This is a genomic window from Janthinobacterium sp. SUN120, from assembly GCF_030397735.1.
Lineage (GTDB): Bacteria > Pseudomonadota > Gammaproteobacteria > Burkholderiales > Burkholderiaceae_D > Janthinobacterium > Janthinobacterium kumbetense.
The window spans coordinates 26,037-41,989 of the sequence record NZ_JAPUBW010000004.1 but is presented as its reverse complement, the minus strand read 5'-3'; the positions used below and the strand labels follow the sequence as shown (position 1 = coordinate 41,989).

Sequence of the window (15,953 nt, the reverse complement as noted above, 5' to 3'; positions counted from 1 at the left end):
AATGTGCGTGAAAAGATTGGTGAAAAGCGGCATATCTGCATGCCCCTGTTGTATTTTTGTAACGCGCGGTTTCTGCCGAGCCCGCGCCGAGGGCCAGCGTTCTCCCACCGCCACGCTAGCGGCGCCTTGCTATATTGGCATGTCCGCGCCAGGACATTGTTGCGTTGAATCAAGTTCTTGAGGCCGCTTTGGCGGATTTGTGACACAAGGACGGTACACTAAGGGAAGGCCTGCGTTGATGGGCCTGGAGACGGCTCACTATTATTAGAATCATTGACTCAATATCGAGAATCGATGGCAAATCGCGAAACATTAGGATTGATCAAGGGCGCACGTGCGGGCGATGTCGCTTGCCAGCTGGCGTTGGGACGGGTGTATCTGTTTGGACAGGGCGTGCCGCAAAGCTTGCCCACGGCCTTGCACTGGCTGGCGCGGGCGGCCCAGGAAGATAGCGAGGAAGCGTGCTTGCTGATTGGCACGCATGTGCCGTTCGAAGTGGCGCAGCCGGCAGCCAAGGCGCTGATTCCCTATTACGCGCAGGCGTTCGATGCGGGCCTGGTGCAGGCGGGCCTGGTGCTGGCGCAACTGGTGTTGGGCAATGCCGCCAGCCACTGTGAAGCCTTGCGCGCCAAGGCGCGCGTGGCGCTGGACGCGGCCGTGCGGGCCGGCTTGCCCGATGCGCAATGGTTGCTGTCCATGCAAGAAGGATCGCTTGCCGCTGCCGGGACGGACACCAGCCTTGCTGGCGAGCAAGTCCTCGATGGCGACGCGCCGCTGTACTCGTGGCTGGAGCAGGCCTGGAGCCAGGGCAACCATGCGGGCTTCCTGTCGCAAGGCTTGCCGCTGGCGCGCGAGCTGCTGCAGCGCCAGGCGGCGGCCGGGGCGCGCACCATCGCCCTCGATGCGCAGCAGGTGTTGCTGCTGTCGCGTTGCGCCCAGGCCCTGGCGCTTGGCGGCGATGCCGAGGGTTGGCAGTGTTGCGAGCTGGCCGCGCATGGCGGCGACCGCACGGCGCAGCTGGAGCTGGGACTCGGCTATGCGCGCATGGATGCGCATGGCCAGCGGCTGGCCACGCGCAACGGCGCGGCCAATTTCAAGCGGGCCGTGCGCTGGCTGACGCAGGCTGGCGAGCAGGGACTGGCCGAAGCCTGGTTCGTGCTGTCGCGCATCTATACGAAACCGGAATTTTCCCAGCGCAATGTGGTCGAAGCCCATTCCTGCCTGGAGCGTGCCGCCGACCTGGGGCATGGCCCGGCCCAGCTCGAGTGCGGCATGCATGCCTGGCGTAATCGCCGCGACGGCGTCAACAACGATGTGCGGGCCGCGTATTGGCTGCTGCAGGCGCAGGCGCAAGGCAGCCGTGAGGCGGAGGCGGCGCTGGCGAAGATCGCGCCGCAAGGCGAACCCGGCGACTGGGGCCAGTGCGCCGCCATGCACGCCGATGGGCATTTACGGCAATTGGGCCAGAGCCATCCCCTGCTGGCGATGCGGCTGGCGCTGGCGCGCTGCTTTCATCTGTCGCGTGCCGAGGCATTGCTGCTCGATATACACGCGGCCGACCAGGGGCATTGTCTGTTGATCGATATCAGCGCCACGCATGGACGCGGCAAGCGGCGCCTGGCATTGATCCGCACGGCGCAGGAGCGCCAGCTGCTGGACCAGGCGGTGCGCCTGTTCGAGCGTGTCGATTGCGGCGTGGCGGGACCGGAAGGCAATTACCGGCAGCGCCTGTACCGCCTGAAGTGCTATCTGGCGGAACTTGATGTCGCGCAGGAACAGCAGTTCCTGGCGGCCTGACTTTTACTGGCTTACAGCTCGATCGTGCCTTCGAACACGGTCACGGCCGGGCCCGTCATCAGGACGGGATGGCCGGGGCCTTGCCAGGCGATCGACAGTTCGCCGCCGCGCGCGCTGATGCGCACGGGGGAATCGAGCAAGCCGCGCAAGATGCCGGCCACGGCGGCGGCGCAGGCGCCCGTGCCGCATGCCAGGGTTTCACCCGCGCCCCGTTCAAACACGCGCAGTTTCACGTGCTGGCGGTCGACGATCTGCATGTAGCCGGCGTTGACCCTGCGGGGAAAGCGCGGGTGGTGCTCGATGCGCGGGCCCGTCACGTCCAGGTCTTGCGCATCGACATCGTCGACCACTTGCACGGCGTGCGGATTGCCCATCGACACGACGGATACCAGCACGGGCGACGTTTGGCCCGGCAGCGCCAGGTCCAGCGGCCACACGGTGTCCTTGCCTTGCGCTATGCCGTCCAGGCCGCTGGCATCGAACGGCACCAGCTTTGGCTCCAGCACGGGCGCGCCCATGTCGACCGTGATGCTGCCGTCGATCTCCAGGCGCGGCGCGATGATGCCGGCCATGGTTTCCACGCGGATGCTGGTCTTGTCGGACAAGCCTTTTTCACTGACGAACTTGACGAAGGCGCGTGCGCCGTTGCCGCATTGCTCGACTTCGCCGCCATCGTTGTTATAGATGCGGTAGCGGAAGTCGCAGCCGGGCAGGCGCGGCTTTTCCACCACGAGGATCTGGTCGGCGCCGATGCCGAAACGGCGGTCGGCCAGGCGCTGCCACTGGGCCGGCGTGAAGTCGATCTCTTGATGGATGGCGTCGATGACGATGAAGTCATTGCCGGCGCCATGCATTTTGGTAAATTGGAGTTTCATGGTCTGCCGTATCACTTGTGCTGGTTGTAGAACGATGCTTCGCCTTCCGGACGCGTCTTGAAGCGTTTATGCGTCCAGAAATATTCGGCCGGCGCTTCGCGCACGCGCTCTTCGATGAATTCGTTCATGCGGCGCGTGGCGGCCGTGATGTCGTCGCCCGGATAATCGTCCCACGCCGGGTAATACGTCACTTGCCAGCCCTGGTAATTGGGCAGGAAGGTGGCGATGACGGGAATGACTTGCGCCTTGGCGGCCAGCGCCAGGCGCGCCGTGGCCGTCAGGGTGGCGGCGGGCACGCCGAAGAAGGGCACGAATTCCGCATCCTTTTCGCCAAAATCCATGTCCGGCAGCATGAAATACGGCAAGCCGTCGCGCAGTGCGCGCAGGATCGTCTTGATGCCGTCCTGGCGCGTAAACAGCTTGGGCGGCTTGAAGCGCGAACGGCCGTTGCGCAAGGCCTGGTCGAAGGCGGCGTTCTTTTGCTGCACATACATTGACGAGGCGGAAATTTCCATGGCCGTGGCGGCGCCGGCCACGTCGAGGCAGACAAAGTGCGGGCACAGCAGGATGGTCGGCTTGGCCGCGATCTGCTGGCCGGGGAAGGCGGGCACCTTTTTGATCAGGCGGTTCAGGCGCGCTTCCGACGACCACCACAGGATGCTGCGTTCCCACACGCTGCGCGAATATGCCTGGAAATGCTGGCGCGCCAGCGCCACGCGCTGGGCTTCCGTCAATTCCGGCATGCACAGGCGCAGATTCGTCAGGGCAATCTTGCGCCGCGTGGGCATGGCGATGAACAGCAGGCTGCCGACGGCCACGCCGAAGCGGCCGAGGATGGGCAAGGGCAGCCAGTGCAGCAGCCACATGAAGGCGATCAGCAGTCTCATGCCTGCTCCCCGGCGGCATCCGGCGCGGCCGGCGTGGGCGGCGGCGCGCCGCGCGGCACTTTATAGCGATTGTAGCTCCACAGGTATTGCGACGGGCTGCGCGCGATCAATTGTTCCATGGCCGCATTGATGGTGCGCGCCTGCTCGGCCGAGGTGCTGTCGAGGGACTCGGTGAAGGGAACGAAATGCACGACATAGCCGCGCCCGCCCGGCAGGCGTTCCGCGTAGGTGATGATGACTTCGGCGCCGCCCATCTGCGCCAGCTTGGCGGGCAGGGTCATGGTGTAGGCGGGGCGGCCGAAGAAATCGGCCCACACGCCTTCGCCTTCCTGCGGCACCTGGTCGGGCAGCAGGCCGATGGGCTGGCCTTTCTTCAGGCATTTGGCGAAAATGCGCACGCCCGACATATTGGCCGGCGCCAGCATCAGGTTTTCGCGCGCGCGCGCGCCTTCGATCAGCGGCTTCAATGCGGCGCGCTTGGGCGGGCGGTACATCACGGTGAGCGGCGTGCGCAGCGCGATTTGCTGGGCGACGATTTCAAAGCAGCCCAGGTGCGGCGTCAGGAAGACGATGCCGCGGCCGTGCTGCAGCGCTTTTTCCACCAGTTCCCAGTTTTCCACCGTCGCATGGCGCGCCACGCGTTCGGCTGGCGCGCACCAGATGAAGGGCAGTTCCAGCACGCTCTTGCCCGCTTCGGCCACGGCCGTGTGCAAGTGTTGCGAAAACCCCGCACCTTGCATGTTCTCGCGCATGCGGCGGCGGTAGGACGGGGAAATGGCGTAAATTACCCAGCCGAGCGCAGCGCCCAGACCATGCAGGACGGGCAGGGGAAAGATCGATAAGAAGCGGAAAATTGGGACTAACATGTATAAGCTGTTTCCAGGAATGGCGTGTTGCCGTGCCAAAATTTTTTAAGAAGCGTAAAATACCACGTATGCAGTAACCGCTGAGTTAATAGACAACTTGCGATGCGGAATATAAATCTCGCTAAAGCGTCGCAGGCAAAATCCTCTTTACTGCGACAGAACATTCACATAGTAAACAGGAGCTTGCAATGTCAAACGATTATCTCTTCACTTCCGAATCCGTTTCGGAAGGCCATCCCGACAAGGTTGCCGATCAAATTTCCGATGCCATCCTTGACGCCATCCTGACCCAGGATCCAGCCGCCCGCGTGGCTGCCGAAACCCTGTGCAACACCGGTCTGGTGGTGCTGGCTGGCGAGATTACCACGCACGCCAATGTGGATTATATTCAAGTTGCGCGCGAAACCATCAAACGCATCGGCTACGACAACACGGAATACGGCATCGACTACAAGGGTTGCGCCGTGCTGGTGGCCTACGACAAGCAATCGCCGGACATCGCGCAAGGCGTCGATGAAGGTGCTGGCATTGACCTGGATCAAGGCGCTGGTGATCAGGGCTTGATGTTCGGTTACGCCTGCGATGAAACGGCCGAGCTGATGCCTGCCGCCATCCACTACGCGCACCGCCTGGTCGAGCGCCAGTCGCAGCTGCGCAAGGATGGCCGTTTGCCATGGCTGCGTCCGGACGCGAAATCGCAAGTCACGCTGCGCTACGTCGATGGCCGCCCGGTCGGCGTGCACACGGTCGTGCTGTCGACCCAGCATGCGCCGGAAATCTCGCACAAGCAGATCGAAGAAGCCGTCATCGAGGAAATCATCAAGCCGATCCTGCCACGCGAATGGCTGACGGAGACCAAATTCCTCGTCAACCCGACGGGCCGTTTCGTCATCGGCGGTCCGCAAGGCGATTGCGGTTTGACCGGCCGCAAGATCATCGTCGACACCTACGGCGGCGCAGCCCCGCACGGCGGCGGCGCATTCTCGGGCAAGGACCCGTCGAAAGTCGACCGTTCGGCAGCCTACGCGGCCCGCTACGTGGCGAAAAACATCGTCGCGGCCGGCCTGGCGCGCCAATGCCAGGTGCAGGTCAGCTACGCCATCGGCGTGGCCAAGCCGATCAACATCACCGTGTACACGGAAGGCACGGGCGTGATTCCCGACGCGGAAATCGCCAAGCTGGTGCTGGCGCACTTTGATCTGCGTCCAAAAGGCATCGTGCAAATGCTCGACCTGTTGCGCCCGATCTACCAGAAGAGCGCCGCCTACGGCCACTTCGGCCGTGAAGAGCCGGAATTCACGTGGGAACGCACGGACAAGGTCGCCCTGCTGCGCGACGCTGCCGGCCTGAAGTAATAATCTAGTCAGACTTGCAAGAAAAGCGCCCCGGCCTGCTGGCCGCGGGCGCTTTTTTTATGTGTTGTTACGTGGCAATGCCGTGCAAACAGGCTGGCGCGGCGGCCTTGACAATGATAAAATCCCGTGTCCGAGGAGCGTTGCGACGAAGAAATTCGCCAGGCTCGGAATATCCTGCAACTGCGCTCACGTACCTTTTTCAACAACTGAAAGGAGGGCGTGATGAACGCCGTACTCAAATCGCAACACGACTACACCATCGCCGATATCACCTTGGCCGCATGGGGCGACAAAGAAATCAAGATTGCTGAAACGGAAATGCCTGGCCTGATGGCCATCCGCGAAGAATTCGCGGCAGCGCAGCCGCTGAAAGGCGCGCGCATCACCGGTTCCATCCACATGACCATCCAGACCGCCGTGCTGATCCAGACCCTGGAAGCACTGGGCGCGCAAGTGCGTTGGGCATCGTGCAACATTTACTCCACGCAAGACCATGCCGCCGCCGCCATCGCTGCCGCCGGCACGCCTGTGTTCGCCGTCAAGGGCGAGTCGCTGGACGATTACTGGGAATACACGCACCGCATCTTCGAATGGCCGAACGTGGATGGCAAGGCCGTCTACTCGAACATGATCCTCGATGATGGCGGCGACGCCACCCTGCTGCTGCACCTGGGCGTGCGCGCGGAAACCGACCTGTCGGTACTGGCCAATCCAGGCTCGGAAGAAGAAATCTGCCTGTTCAACTCGATCAAGAAGCACTTGCTGGCCGACCCGACCTGGTACTCGAAGCGTCTGCCGGAAATCCTCGGCGTGACGGAAGAAACCACCACCGGCGTGCACCGTTTGTATCAAATGCACAAGGAAGGCAAGCTGGCTTTCCCTGCGATTAACGTGAACGATTCCGTCACGAAATCGAAATTCGACAACCTGTATGGCTGCCGCGAATCGCTGGTCGACGGCATCAAGCGCGCCACCGACGTGATGATCGCCGGTAAGGTCGCCGTCATCGCCGGTTACGGTGATGTCGGTAAAGGTTCGGCCCAGGCCATGCGCGCACTGTCGGCGCAAGTGTGGGTGACGGAAGTCGATCCGATCTGCGCATTGCAGGCGGCGATGGAAGGCTACCGCGTCGTGACCATGGATTACGCTTGCGAACACGGCGACATTTTCGTCACCTGCACCGGCAACTATCACATCCTCACGCACGATCACCTGACGCGCATGAAAGACCAGGCCATCGTCTGCAACATTGGTCACTTTGACAATGAAATCGACGTTGCTTCGTTGAAACAATACGAGTGGGAAAACATCAAGCCGCAAGTCGACCACATCATCTTCCCGTCGGGCCGCCGCATCATCCTGCTGGCCGAAGGCCGCCTGGTCAACCTCGGTTGCGGCACGGGCCACCCGTCGTACGTGATGAGCTCGTCGTTCGCCAACCAGACGATCGCCCAGATCGAGCTGTACGCGAACACGGCCAACTACCCGGTCGGCGTGTACACCTTGCCGAAACACCTCGATGAAAAAGTCGCTCGTTTGCAACTCAAAAAGTTGAATGCGCAGCTGACGGAACTGACGCAAGAGCAAGCCGACTACATCGGCGTGCGCACGGAAGGTCCATACAAGCCCGACCACTACCGCTACTAATCGGTTGCTTGCCTCGGGAACCTACTGCGCGGCGCGGGGCGCGGCCGGCGATGCTCACTGTGCTACAGCACAGTTGCGCTTCTCGGCCACGCCGCGCATCCGCTCGCTACGGTTCCTGAGGCAACAATACTGATCGGTGTACTTTGAAAAGGCCGGCTATGCCGGCTTGCCCTCTTTTTTGACAGGCTAGAGAAATGCGCTTGCTACTGATTTGGTTTATCAATGCGGCGGCCCTGTTTGCCGTCCCTTATTTGATGCACTCGGTGACGATGAGCAGCGGCTGGACCGCGCTGCTGGCCGCTGCCGTGCTGGGGCTGGTCAATGCGCTGATCCGTCCCTTACTGATCCTGCTGACCCTGCCCGTGACGTTCTTGTCGCTGGGCCTGTTCATTTTGATCATCAACGGCTTCATGTTCTGGCTGGTGGCGCAGATGATCGCTGGTTTCCATGTCGCCAGTTTCTGGTCGGCCGTGGGCGGTGCCATTCTGTACAGCATCATTTCCTGGGCCTTGTCGACCTTACTTTTGAGCAACGACGATGGAAAAGCATAACTTCAGTATTGAGTTTTTCCCGCCGAAAACCCCGGAAGGGGCGGAAAAGCTGCGCGCCACGCGTGTCAAGTTGTCTGAATTGCATCCGAAGTATTTCTCGGTGACCTTTGGCGCCGGCGGCACCACGCAGCAGGGTACCTTGGACACCGTGCGCGAGATCCTGGCGGCCGGCGAGCAGGCCGCGCCCCATCTGTCTTGCGTGGGCGGTTCGCGCGAATCGATCCGCGCCGTGCTGGCCGACTTCAAGGCGGCCGGCGTGAACCGCATCGTGGCCTTGCGCGGTGACTTGCCGAGCGGCTATGGCGCCTCGGGCGAGTTCCGCTACGCCAACGAGCTGGTGGAATTCATCCGCGCCGAGACGGGCGACCATTTCCATATCGAAGTGGCTGCCTATCCGGAAGTGCACCCGCAAGCCCGTTCGCCGCAGGACGACCTGAACGCGTTCGCGCGCAAGGTGCAGGCCGGCGCCGATGCGGCCATCACCCAGTACTTCTACAATGCCGACGCGTATTTCCAGTTTGTCGAGCAGACGCAGAAGATGGGCATCAACGTGCCCATCGTGGCCGGCATCATGCCGATCACGAATTACACGCAATTGATGCGCTTTTCGGACATGTGCGGCGCGGAAATTCCACGCTGGGTGCGTCTGAAACTGGCCAGCTTTGGCGACGACAGCGCGTCCATCAAGGCTTTTGGCCTGGACGTGGTGACGGGCTTGTGCGAACGCCTGCTGGAAGGCGGCGCGCCAGGCTTGCATTTCTATAGCATGAACCAGGCGGCGCCCACGACCGCACTGTGGCAGCGTCTGGTCAAGTAATCCCCATCTGATCCGTCAGAGCAGATCGCCCTCCGTCACGATGTGATCGAGGGCGATGTCATATGTGCCGCTGGCAAATGACGCCTTCAGGCAGCCGTATGCCACACCGAGGGTGCGGGGGCGTGGCGCGTGTTCCAGGGTGCGGTCGTAATACCCGCCGCCATAGCCGAGCCGGTACCGTTCCCCATTAAAACCCAGGCAAGGTACCAGCAGGGTGGCGGGCGCCGGGCGCAGGCGCAATTCGGCGGGCACGGCCACGCCCATGCCATCCTTGACCATCGCTTCTCCGGGCCGCCAGTCACTGAATGCCAGCGGCGCATGCTTTTCCAGCACCACCGGCAAGCTTAATTGCACGCCGCGCGCGGCCAGCTGCGCATACGCGCCGTGCAAGTCCGGCTCGCCATGCAGGGGCCAGTACACGCCCAGTTCCTCGACGTTTTCCTGCGCGCACCAGTCCAGCAGGCGCTGCGCGATGGCCGCATCCCACTGCGCGCGCGTGGCGCCGGGCAGGGCGCGCCGGGCCGCCAGCAAGGCTTTGCGCAAGCCGGCTTTTTCCTGTGGCGCAATGGGTGGCCGTGCAGCCGGATCGCATGTTATTCTAGGGTCGCTATTCATATCACCATCAAGTTAAGATTGAGAGTCGTACATTGATTTCCCCACTGAAATGGATTGCCGGCACGATGCTGTGTGTTGCATCGGCCCTGTCTCCCCTGGCCGCCCTGGCCCAGGTGTCCGCCACCGTAACGCCTGCCGCTCCCGACACGCGCAGCGAGGACGATGCCTTCTTGCTGCTGCGCGACGCCGCGCGCAAGGATGACGTCGAAAAAGCCGACTTTTATGCGGGGCGCCTGACGAATTACCAGATTCCCTCGTATGTCGACTATTATCGGCTGAAACCGCGCATCAAACAGTTGACCGAGGCACAATTTCGCGATTACCTGAACCGCTACAAGGGCAGCGCCATCGCCGACCGTTTCCGCAACGACTGGCTGCTGGAATTGGGCCGCAAGCGCGACTGGGTCGTGTTTGATGAACAATACCCGCAATTCGCCCTCGACGACGATACCCAGCTCAAGTGCTACGCGCTGATGTCGCGCGCCGCCAAGGGGCAGAACGTGGCGGCCGAGGCGCGCAACCTGCTCGTCTCGCCGCCTGGCTATGGCGAAGCGTGCGGCAGCCTGATCGCGGCACTGGCGCAAAATGGCCAGTTCGACACGAACGACCTGTGGGCGCAGATCCGCCTGGCGGGCCAGACCAACGCTACCGGCCCGGCCCGTCGCATCGCCCTGTTGCTGGGCGCGTCCGACGCGAAGATGGCGCAAGCCATCGACTTGCCGGCGCTGGTGCTGGCCAAGGGCGCGGGCGCCAGCCGTGCCGACCACGAAATGTACCTGGTGGCCGTCGGCCGCATGGCGAAAAGCACCTTGAAACTGGGCGTCGTGGCCCTGCAAAAGGCGAGCGCGCAATTGACGCCGCAGGAACAGGCCATCGGCTGGGCCAGCCTAGCCCTGCAAGCGTCGTATGCGCTGGCGCCGGAAGCGTTCGAATATTGGCAAAAAACCAATGGCGCGCCCCTGACCCAGGAGCAGATGCAATGGAAGGCGCGTATCGCCTTGCGTGAAGGCAACTGGCCACTGGTGAAGGCCGCCATCCAGGCCATGCCGACGTCCCTGCGCACGGATCCCACCTGGGTGTACTGGCTGGCGCGCGCACAGCAGGCGGAAACGCCGGGCCGCCCGAACCCGCAGGCGGACGCCCTGTACCGCACGATTGCCGACCAGTCGAATTTCTATGGCTTGCTGGCCAATGAAGAGCTGGGCAACCATCTGGTCTTACCGCCGCCGGGCCAGCCCGTCAGTCCGACGGAAATCGCCGCCATGGCCGCCAATCCGGGCTTGCAGCGCGCCTTGAAATTTTTCAACATGCGCCTGCGCTTCGAAGGCACGCGCGAGTGGAACTGGGAATTGCGTTCGATGACGGACCGCCAGCATCTGGCGGCCGCGGAATTTGCGCGCCAAAACAATGTGCTCGACCGCATGGTCAACACCTCGGACCGCACGCGCCTGGAAGTGGACTATACGCAGCGCTACCCGACGCCGCATGACGACGTCATGCATCCGGCCACGCAAACCCTGGGCCTGGACAAGGCCTGGGTGTATGGCTTGATCCGCCAGGAATCACGCTTCATCATGGATGCGCAGTCGCACGTGGGCGCGTCCGGTTTGATGCAGGTCATGCCGTCGACGGCCCGCTATGTTGCCAAGAAGATCGGCCTCACCGATTTCGTCACGGAAACCTTGAGCGATGTGCGCACCAATGTCTTGCTGGGCACGAATTACCTGAACATGGTGCTTGGCGGTCTTGACGGTTCGCAAGTGCTGGCCAGCGCCGCCTACAACGCGGGACCGGGGCGCCTGCGCATCTGGCGCGCCACCATGACGCGTCCGCTGGAAGGCGCCGTCTTTGCCGAGATCATTCCGTACACGGAAACGCGCGGCTACGTGAAAAACGTGATGGCCAACGCCACCTATTACGCTGCCCTGTTCGAGAAGAGCCCGCAGTCGCTGAAGGCGCGCCTGGGCACCGTAGGGCCGAAAAACAGCGCCGTTTCCGCCGATTTGCCATCATCCAACTAAAGTCCGCCGACCATGCAAACGACCATCCTTGATCCCAGCCTGACGCAAACCCTGGCCGCCGCGCGCGAGCCGGGCCTGACCCTCATCATCGGCAACAAGAATTACTCATCGTGGTCGATGCGCCCGTGGGTGGCCATGACGGCCTTCGGCATCCCGTTCCAGGAAGTGCGCGTGCTGCTCGACCAGAGCGACACGGCCACCAAGATCGCCGAATACTCGGCCTGCGGCCGGGTTCCCGTGCTGCTGGCGGGCGAGATCACGATCTGGGACAGCCTGGCCATCTGCGAATACCTGGCCGAGCAGTTTCCCGATAAACACATGTGGCCGCAAGACGTGGCCGCGCGCGCCATGGCGCGTTGTATCTGCGCGGAAATGCATTCCGGCTTTACCGGCTTGCGCACGGACATGTCGATGAATATCAAGGCAAGATTGCCGGGACGTGGCCGCACGGCCGCCGCGCAGGCCGACATTGGCCGCATCAGCGAAATCTGGGAAGAGTGCCTGTCGCGCTTTGGCCACCACCAGTTCCTGTTTGGCGATTTTTCCATCGCCGACGCGTATTTCGCCCCCGTCGTCATGCGTTTTCGCACGTATGGCGTGAGCCTGGCGCCGGCCCTGAATGCGTATTGCGAGCGCGTGCAGGCGCACCCGGCCGTCGCGCGCTGGATCGCGGAAGCGCTGGCGGAAACGGAAGTCGCTGCCAAGCACGACGCGGAATTACCTGAATAAGAAAAGAGTGTTATGAAGATTTACACGGTCGGTGGCGCGGTGCGCGACCAACTGCTGGGCTTGCCCGTGAAAGACCACGACCACGTCGTCGTGGGCGCTACGCCGGAAGACATGCTGCGCCAGGGCTTCCGGCCCGTCGGCAAGGATTTCCCCGTGTTTTTGCACCCGAAGACGCAGGAAGAATACGCCCTGGCCCGCACGGAGCGCAAGACGGCGCCCGGCTACCGGGGCTTTGTCTTCCACACGGCGCCCGACGTCACGCTGGAAGACGACCTGGTGCGCCGCGACCTGACCATCAACGCCATCGCCCGGGCCGAGGACGGGACGTTGACCGACCCGTTCGGCGGCATAGCGGACATTCGCAATAAAATCTTCCGCCACGTCTCCGACGCGTTCGGCGAAGACCCCGTGCGCATCTTGCGCCTGGCCCGCTTTGCCGCCCGTTTTCATGCGTTCACTGTTGCGCCAGCCACCCTGGCCCTGATGCGCCGCATGGTGGCCGACGGCGAAGTCGACGCCCTCGTGGCCGAGCGCGTGTGGCAGGAAGTGGCCAAGGGGCTGATGGAAAGCCATCCTTCGCGCATGCTGACGGTGCTGCACGAATGCGGCGCCCTGGCGCGCATCATGGGCGAAATCACGCTGAGCGAGCGCTTGCTGCAGGTCGTCGACCATGCCGCCGCGCAAGGTCATGACTTGCCCGTGCGTTTCGCCGCCCTGATGCTGCATATGAGCAAAGATGCCATCGAGCAACTGAGCGAGCGCTTGCGCGTGCCCAATGAGTGCCGCGAGCTGGCCGTCATGGCGGCGCTCGAACGGGACCATATCAATGGCGCGCTGGCGCTGAGCGCTGAAGCCGTGGTGAGCTTGTGCGAACGCTGCGACGGCTTGCGCAAGCCGCAGCGCTTTGCGCAACTGTTGCAAGCCGTGGCTTGCGACGGGCTGGTCACTGGCGATTTCCCTCAGGCGGCGCGGCTGCAGGGTGGATTGGACGCGGCGCGCGCCGTGAATGCGGGTGCGCTGGCGCAAGGCTGTACTGAGCCGAAACGCATCCCCGAAGTCATCCACGCGGCGCGGGTGGCGGCCGTGCAAGCGTTCCTGGCCCAGGCTTGAATTGCGGGAATAGGCTACAATGGCGCCATAATGTTGCACCGCACAATACCTGCCTGACGTGCCGCAGCACCGCCCCCAGGAGTCGACGTGACCTTACCCAAGCTGTTTCAAAACCCGTTTCGCCGCTGGCTCAGCCGTAGCGGTGGCGGGCGTCCGACCGTGCTCGTCAAGCAATTGCATGAGCGCGACCGGCGCCGCATGATGAAGCATTTCCTGTCGCTCGAGAAAAGCGACCGCCTGCTGCGCTTCGGCAGCGCCTTGCCCGATGAACTCGTGGCCCAGTACGTGCAAAAGATGGATTTTTCGCGCGACATGATCTACGGCGTCTACAACAGCCTGTTCAAGCTGGTGGGCGTGGGGCACCTGGCGTTTGCGCCTAAGGACCAGTCGCCGGCGAAAAGCGTGGTGACGGACAAGGAGCAGGTGGCGGAGTTTGGCGTATCCGTGTCGAAATCCATGCGCGGCATGGGGGTCGGGTCGAAATTGTTCGAACGGGCGGCGATTCACTGCCGTAACAACGATGTCGATACCCTGTATATGCATTGTTTGTCGTCGAACAAGACGATGATGCATATCGCCAAGAAGGCGGGCATGGAAATCCAGCGCGACTATGGCGAAGCCGATGCATATCTGAAACTGTTGCCGCCGAACCCGACCAGCATGCTGCAGGAAGCCGTGCAGGAACAGTTCGCCATGTTCGACTACACGTTCAAGGCCAACGCGCGCGCCGCGTTCAAGCTGTGGGATCGCTTGCCGGGGCGCAAGAAGAAGCCCGGGCCGCCGTCACCGCCGTCACAGTAAGGGCAGGGCCGTCGTATCCTTGATGCGCTGCAAGGCAAAGCTCGATTTCACGTCCAGCACGGCCGGGTGGCGCAGCAGGGTCGCCATCATGAAGCGCGAAAAGTGCTCCATGTCTTCCACATGCACGCGCAGTAAATAATCCATTTCCCCAGTCATCGCATAGCAGGCCACCACTTCCGGCCATTGCGCCACGGCCACGGCAAAGTCGGCGCGCGGCGAGGTATTCGTCACCAGATTCGGCGCCAGCACGCGCGCCGTGCTGTGCGCCGTGGCGTCGCTGTGCTTTTCCAGCCGCACGTTGACGTAGGCGAGCAAGCCCAGGCCGATCTTTTCCGGGTCCAGCAGGGCCACGTACTGGCGGATCACGCCCGCTTCTTCCAGCCGTTTGACGCGGCGCAAGCATGGCGACGGCGACAGGCTGACCTGCTCGGCCACGTCCTGGTTCGACAGGCGGCCATCGGCCTGCAGGACGGCGAGGATCTTGCGATCCGTTTTATCCAGCGTAATTTTGCTCATGCTTCCTCCGGTGGTTCTTGTTTCACGCAATATTATTGCGCAAATCATGATTGTTCGGGAGATCTTTGGCATTTAATGCCCACAGACCGCGCCTATACTGTGCGCTACTTCTTGGAGGAGACATCATGCAATTTCAGCCTTGGGATAACCCGATGGGTACCGATGGTTTCGAGTTCGTCGAGTATGCAGCACCAGACCCAAAAGCATTGGGCAAGCTGTTCGAGAACATGGGCTTCACGGCCATCGCGCGCCACCGCCACAAGGATGTGACCCTGTACCGCCAGGGCGACATCAATTTCATCATCAATGCCGAACAAGATTCGTTCGCGCAGCGTTTTGCCCGCCATCACGGCCCGTCCGTGTGCGCCATCGCCATCCGCGTCGACGACGCGGCGTTTGTGTACCGCCGCGCGCTGGAACTGGGCGCCTGGGGTTTCGACAATAAAACAGGTCCGATGGAGCTGAATATCCCCGCCATCAAGGGCGTAGGCGATTCCCTGCTGTACTTCGTCGACCGCTGGCGCGGCAAGGGCGCCGACAAGCCGGACGCGGCCGCACCGGGCGGCATCGGCGACATCAGCATCTATGACGTCGATTTCGTCGCCATTCCCGGCGCCGTCGCCAACCCCGTCGGCCATGGCCTGACGTATATCGACCACCTGACGCACAATGTGCACCGTGGCCGCATGAAGGAATGGGCGACGTTCTATGAAAGCCTGTTCAACTTCCGCGAAGTGCGTTATTTCGACATCGAAGGCAAGTTGACGGGCCTCAAATCGAAGGCCATGACTTCGCCGTGCGGCAAGATCCGCATTCCGATCAATGAGTCGTCGGACGACAAGTCGCAGATCGCCGAATACCTGGACCAGTACCATGGCGAAGGCATCCAGCACATCGCGCTGGGTACGGACAATATCTACGCGTCCGTGCAAGGCATGCGCGATACGGGTATCGATTTCCAGGATACGATTGAAACTTACTATGAGCTGGTCAACCGCCGCCTGCCGAACCATGGTGAGCAGCTGGAAGAACTGCGCCGCCTGCGCATCCTGATCGATGGCCACAGCACGGAAAACGAACGCGAGCTGTTGCTGCAAATCTTCACGCAGACGGTGATCGGCCCGATCTTCTTCGAGATCATCCAGCGCAAGGGCGACCAGGGCTTCGGCGAAGGCAATTTCCGCGCCCTGTTCGAATCGATCGAGCTGGATCAGATCAAGCGCGGCGTGCTGAAAGATACGAACGCGGCGTAATGTTGCTCTGTAACAAATAGTAGTGAAAATGGTACCCGCCCGGGAGTGCAGCGCAGCAAAGAACTGCGCGCATTCCTGTGGTAGTCTACGACAAACAAGTCATTTTTCCGCAC

Annotated in this window: 15 protein-coding genes and 1 riboswitch; of the genes, 10 read left to right on the top strand and 5 right to left on the bottom strand. The window is 62.3% G+C overall.

Annotated elements, in window-relative coordinates; genetic code table 11:
* Positions 1-294 precede the first annotated feature (294 nt).
* Positions 295-1,797: a hypothetical protein gene (locus tag O0879_RS20745; protein ID WP_289918513.1), complete on the top strand. Its 1,503-nt coding sequence runs from the start codon at positions 295-297 to the stop codon at positions 1,795-1,797.
* A gap of 11 nt (positions 1,798-1,808) precedes the next feature.
* Here the strand turns inward: O0879_RS20745 and dapF are convergent, their stop codons facing one another.
* Genes dapF through O0879_RS20730 form a run of 3 tightly spaced genes read right to left on the bottom strand, consistent with a single transcriptional unit; the run spans position 1,809 to position 4,425 of the window.
* Complete coding sequence (gene dapF / locus O0879_RS20740; RefSeq protein ID WP_289918510.1) at positions 1,809-2,672, bottom strand: diaminopimelate epimerase; 864 nt, start codon at positions 2,670-2,672, stop codon at positions 1,809-1,811.
* Positions 2,673-2,683: 11 nt separating this feature from the next.
* Positions 2,684-3,559 carry a lipid A biosynthesis acyltransferase gene (locus tag O0879_RS20735; protein ID WP_077398734.1) on the bottom strand — a complete coding sequence of 292 codons (876 nt, stop codon included), beginning with the start codon at positions 3,557-3,559 and terminating at the stop codon, positions 2,684-2,686.
* Positions 3,556-4,425, bottom strand: a complete 870-nt coding sequence (locus tag O0879_RS20730) for a lysophospholipid acyltransferase family protein (protein WP_289918508.1) — start codon at positions 4,423-4,425, stop codon at positions 3,556-3,558. Before O0879_RS20730 ends, O0879_RS20735 begins: the two co-directional genes overlap by 4 nt.
* A gap of 188 nt (positions 4,426-4,613) precedes the next feature.
* On the opposite strand from O0879_RS20730, the gene metK reads away from it, so the two are divergent.
* The 4 genes from metK to metF all read left to right on the top strand — a co-directional run bounded on the left by metK (position 4,614) and on the right by metF (position 8,795).
* Positions 4,614-5,780 carry a methionine adenosyltransferase gene (metK, locus tag O0879_RS20725; protein ID WP_034783537.1) on the top strand — a complete coding sequence of 389 codons (1,167 nt, stop codon included), beginning with the start codon at positions 4,614-4,616 and terminating at the stop codon, positions 5,778-5,780.
* A 126-nt stretch (positions 5,781-5,906) separates the two neighbouring features.
* A riboswitch (S-adenosyl-L-homocysteine riboswitch) is annotated at positions 5,907-5,975 on the top strand.
* Positions 5,976-6,002: 27 nt separating this feature from the next.
* A complete protein-coding gene (gene ahcY / locus O0879_RS20720) occupies positions 6,003-7,427 on the top strand; it encodes an adenosylhomocysteinase (RefSeq protein WP_034783536.1) in 1,425 nt (474 codons plus the stop codon).
* Between the two features lie 194 nt (positions 7,428-7,621).
* Entirely contained in the window at positions 7,622-7,978 is a 357-nt protein-coding gene (locus O0879_RS20715; RefSeq protein ID WP_099665786.1) for a phage holin family protein, read from the top strand.
* Entirely contained in the window at positions 7,965-8,795 is an 831-nt protein-coding gene (metF, locus tag O0879_RS20710; protein ID WP_034783533.1) for a methylenetetrahydrofolate reductase [NAD(P)H], read from the top strand. Before O0879_RS20715 ends, metF begins: the two co-directional genes overlap by 14 nt.
* 15 nt (positions 8,796-8,810) lie before the next feature.
* On the opposite strand, the gene O0879_RS20705 is transcribed toward metF, so the two are convergent.
* The gene (locus tag O0879_RS20705; protein ID WP_289918506.1) at positions 8,811-9,338 is read right to left on the bottom strand and encodes a 5-formyltetrahydrofolate cyclo-ligase; all 528 of its coding nucleotides are present in this window, start codon (positions 9,336-9,338) and stop codon (positions 8,811-8,813) included.
* 137 nt (positions 9,339-9,475) lie between these two features.
* Between O0879_RS20705 and O0879_RS20700 the strand changes: the two genes are divergently transcribed.
* The 4 genes from O0879_RS20700 (at position 9,476) to O0879_RS20685 (ending at position 14,071) form a co-directional block, all read left to right on the top strand.
* Positions 9,476-11,431 (top strand): lytic transglycosylase domain-containing protein, encoded by a 1,956-nt coding sequence (locus tag O0879_RS20700; RefSeq protein WP_289918504.1) that lies wholly within the window; start codon positions 9,476-9,478, stop codon positions 11,429-11,431.
* A gap of 12 nt (positions 11,432-11,443) precedes the next feature.
* The gene (locus O0879_RS20695; protein WP_289918502.1) at positions 11,444-12,160 is read left to right on the top strand and encodes a glutathione S-transferase family protein; all 717 of its coding nucleotides are present in this window, start codon (positions 11,444-11,446) and stop codon (positions 12,158-12,160) included.
* 12 nt (positions 12,161-12,172) lie between these two features.
* Complete coding sequence (locus O0879_RS20690) at positions 12,173-13,270, top strand: multifunctional CCA addition/repair protein (RefSeq protein WP_289918500.1); 1,098 nt, start codon at positions 12,173-12,175, stop codon at positions 13,268-13,270.
* An 87-nt stretch (positions 13,271-13,357) separates the two neighbouring features.
* A complete protein-coding gene (locus tag O0879_RS20685; protein ID WP_099665781.1) occupies positions 13,358-14,071 on the top strand; it encodes a GNAT family N-acetyltransferase in 714 nt (237 codons plus the stop codon).
* On the opposite strand, the gene O0879_RS20680 is transcribed toward O0879_RS20685, so the two are convergent.
* The gene (locus O0879_RS20680; RefSeq protein WP_034753092.1) at positions 14,063-14,587 is read right to left on the bottom strand and encodes an Lrp/AsnC family transcriptional regulator; all 525 of its coding nucleotides are present in this window, start codon (positions 14,585-14,587) and stop codon (positions 14,063-14,065) included. The genes O0879_RS20685 and O0879_RS20680 overlap by 9 nt on opposite strands.
* A gap of 125 nt (positions 14,588-14,712) precedes the next feature.
* On the opposite strand from O0879_RS20680, the gene hppD reads away from it, so the two are divergent.
* Positions 14,713-15,840: a 4-hydroxyphenylpyruvate dioxygenase gene (gene hppD, locus O0879_RS20675; protein ID WP_099665780.1), complete on the top strand. Its 1,128-nt coding sequence runs from the start codon at positions 14,713-14,715 to the stop codon at positions 15,838-15,840.
* Positions 15,841-15,953 lie beyond the last annotated feature (113 nt).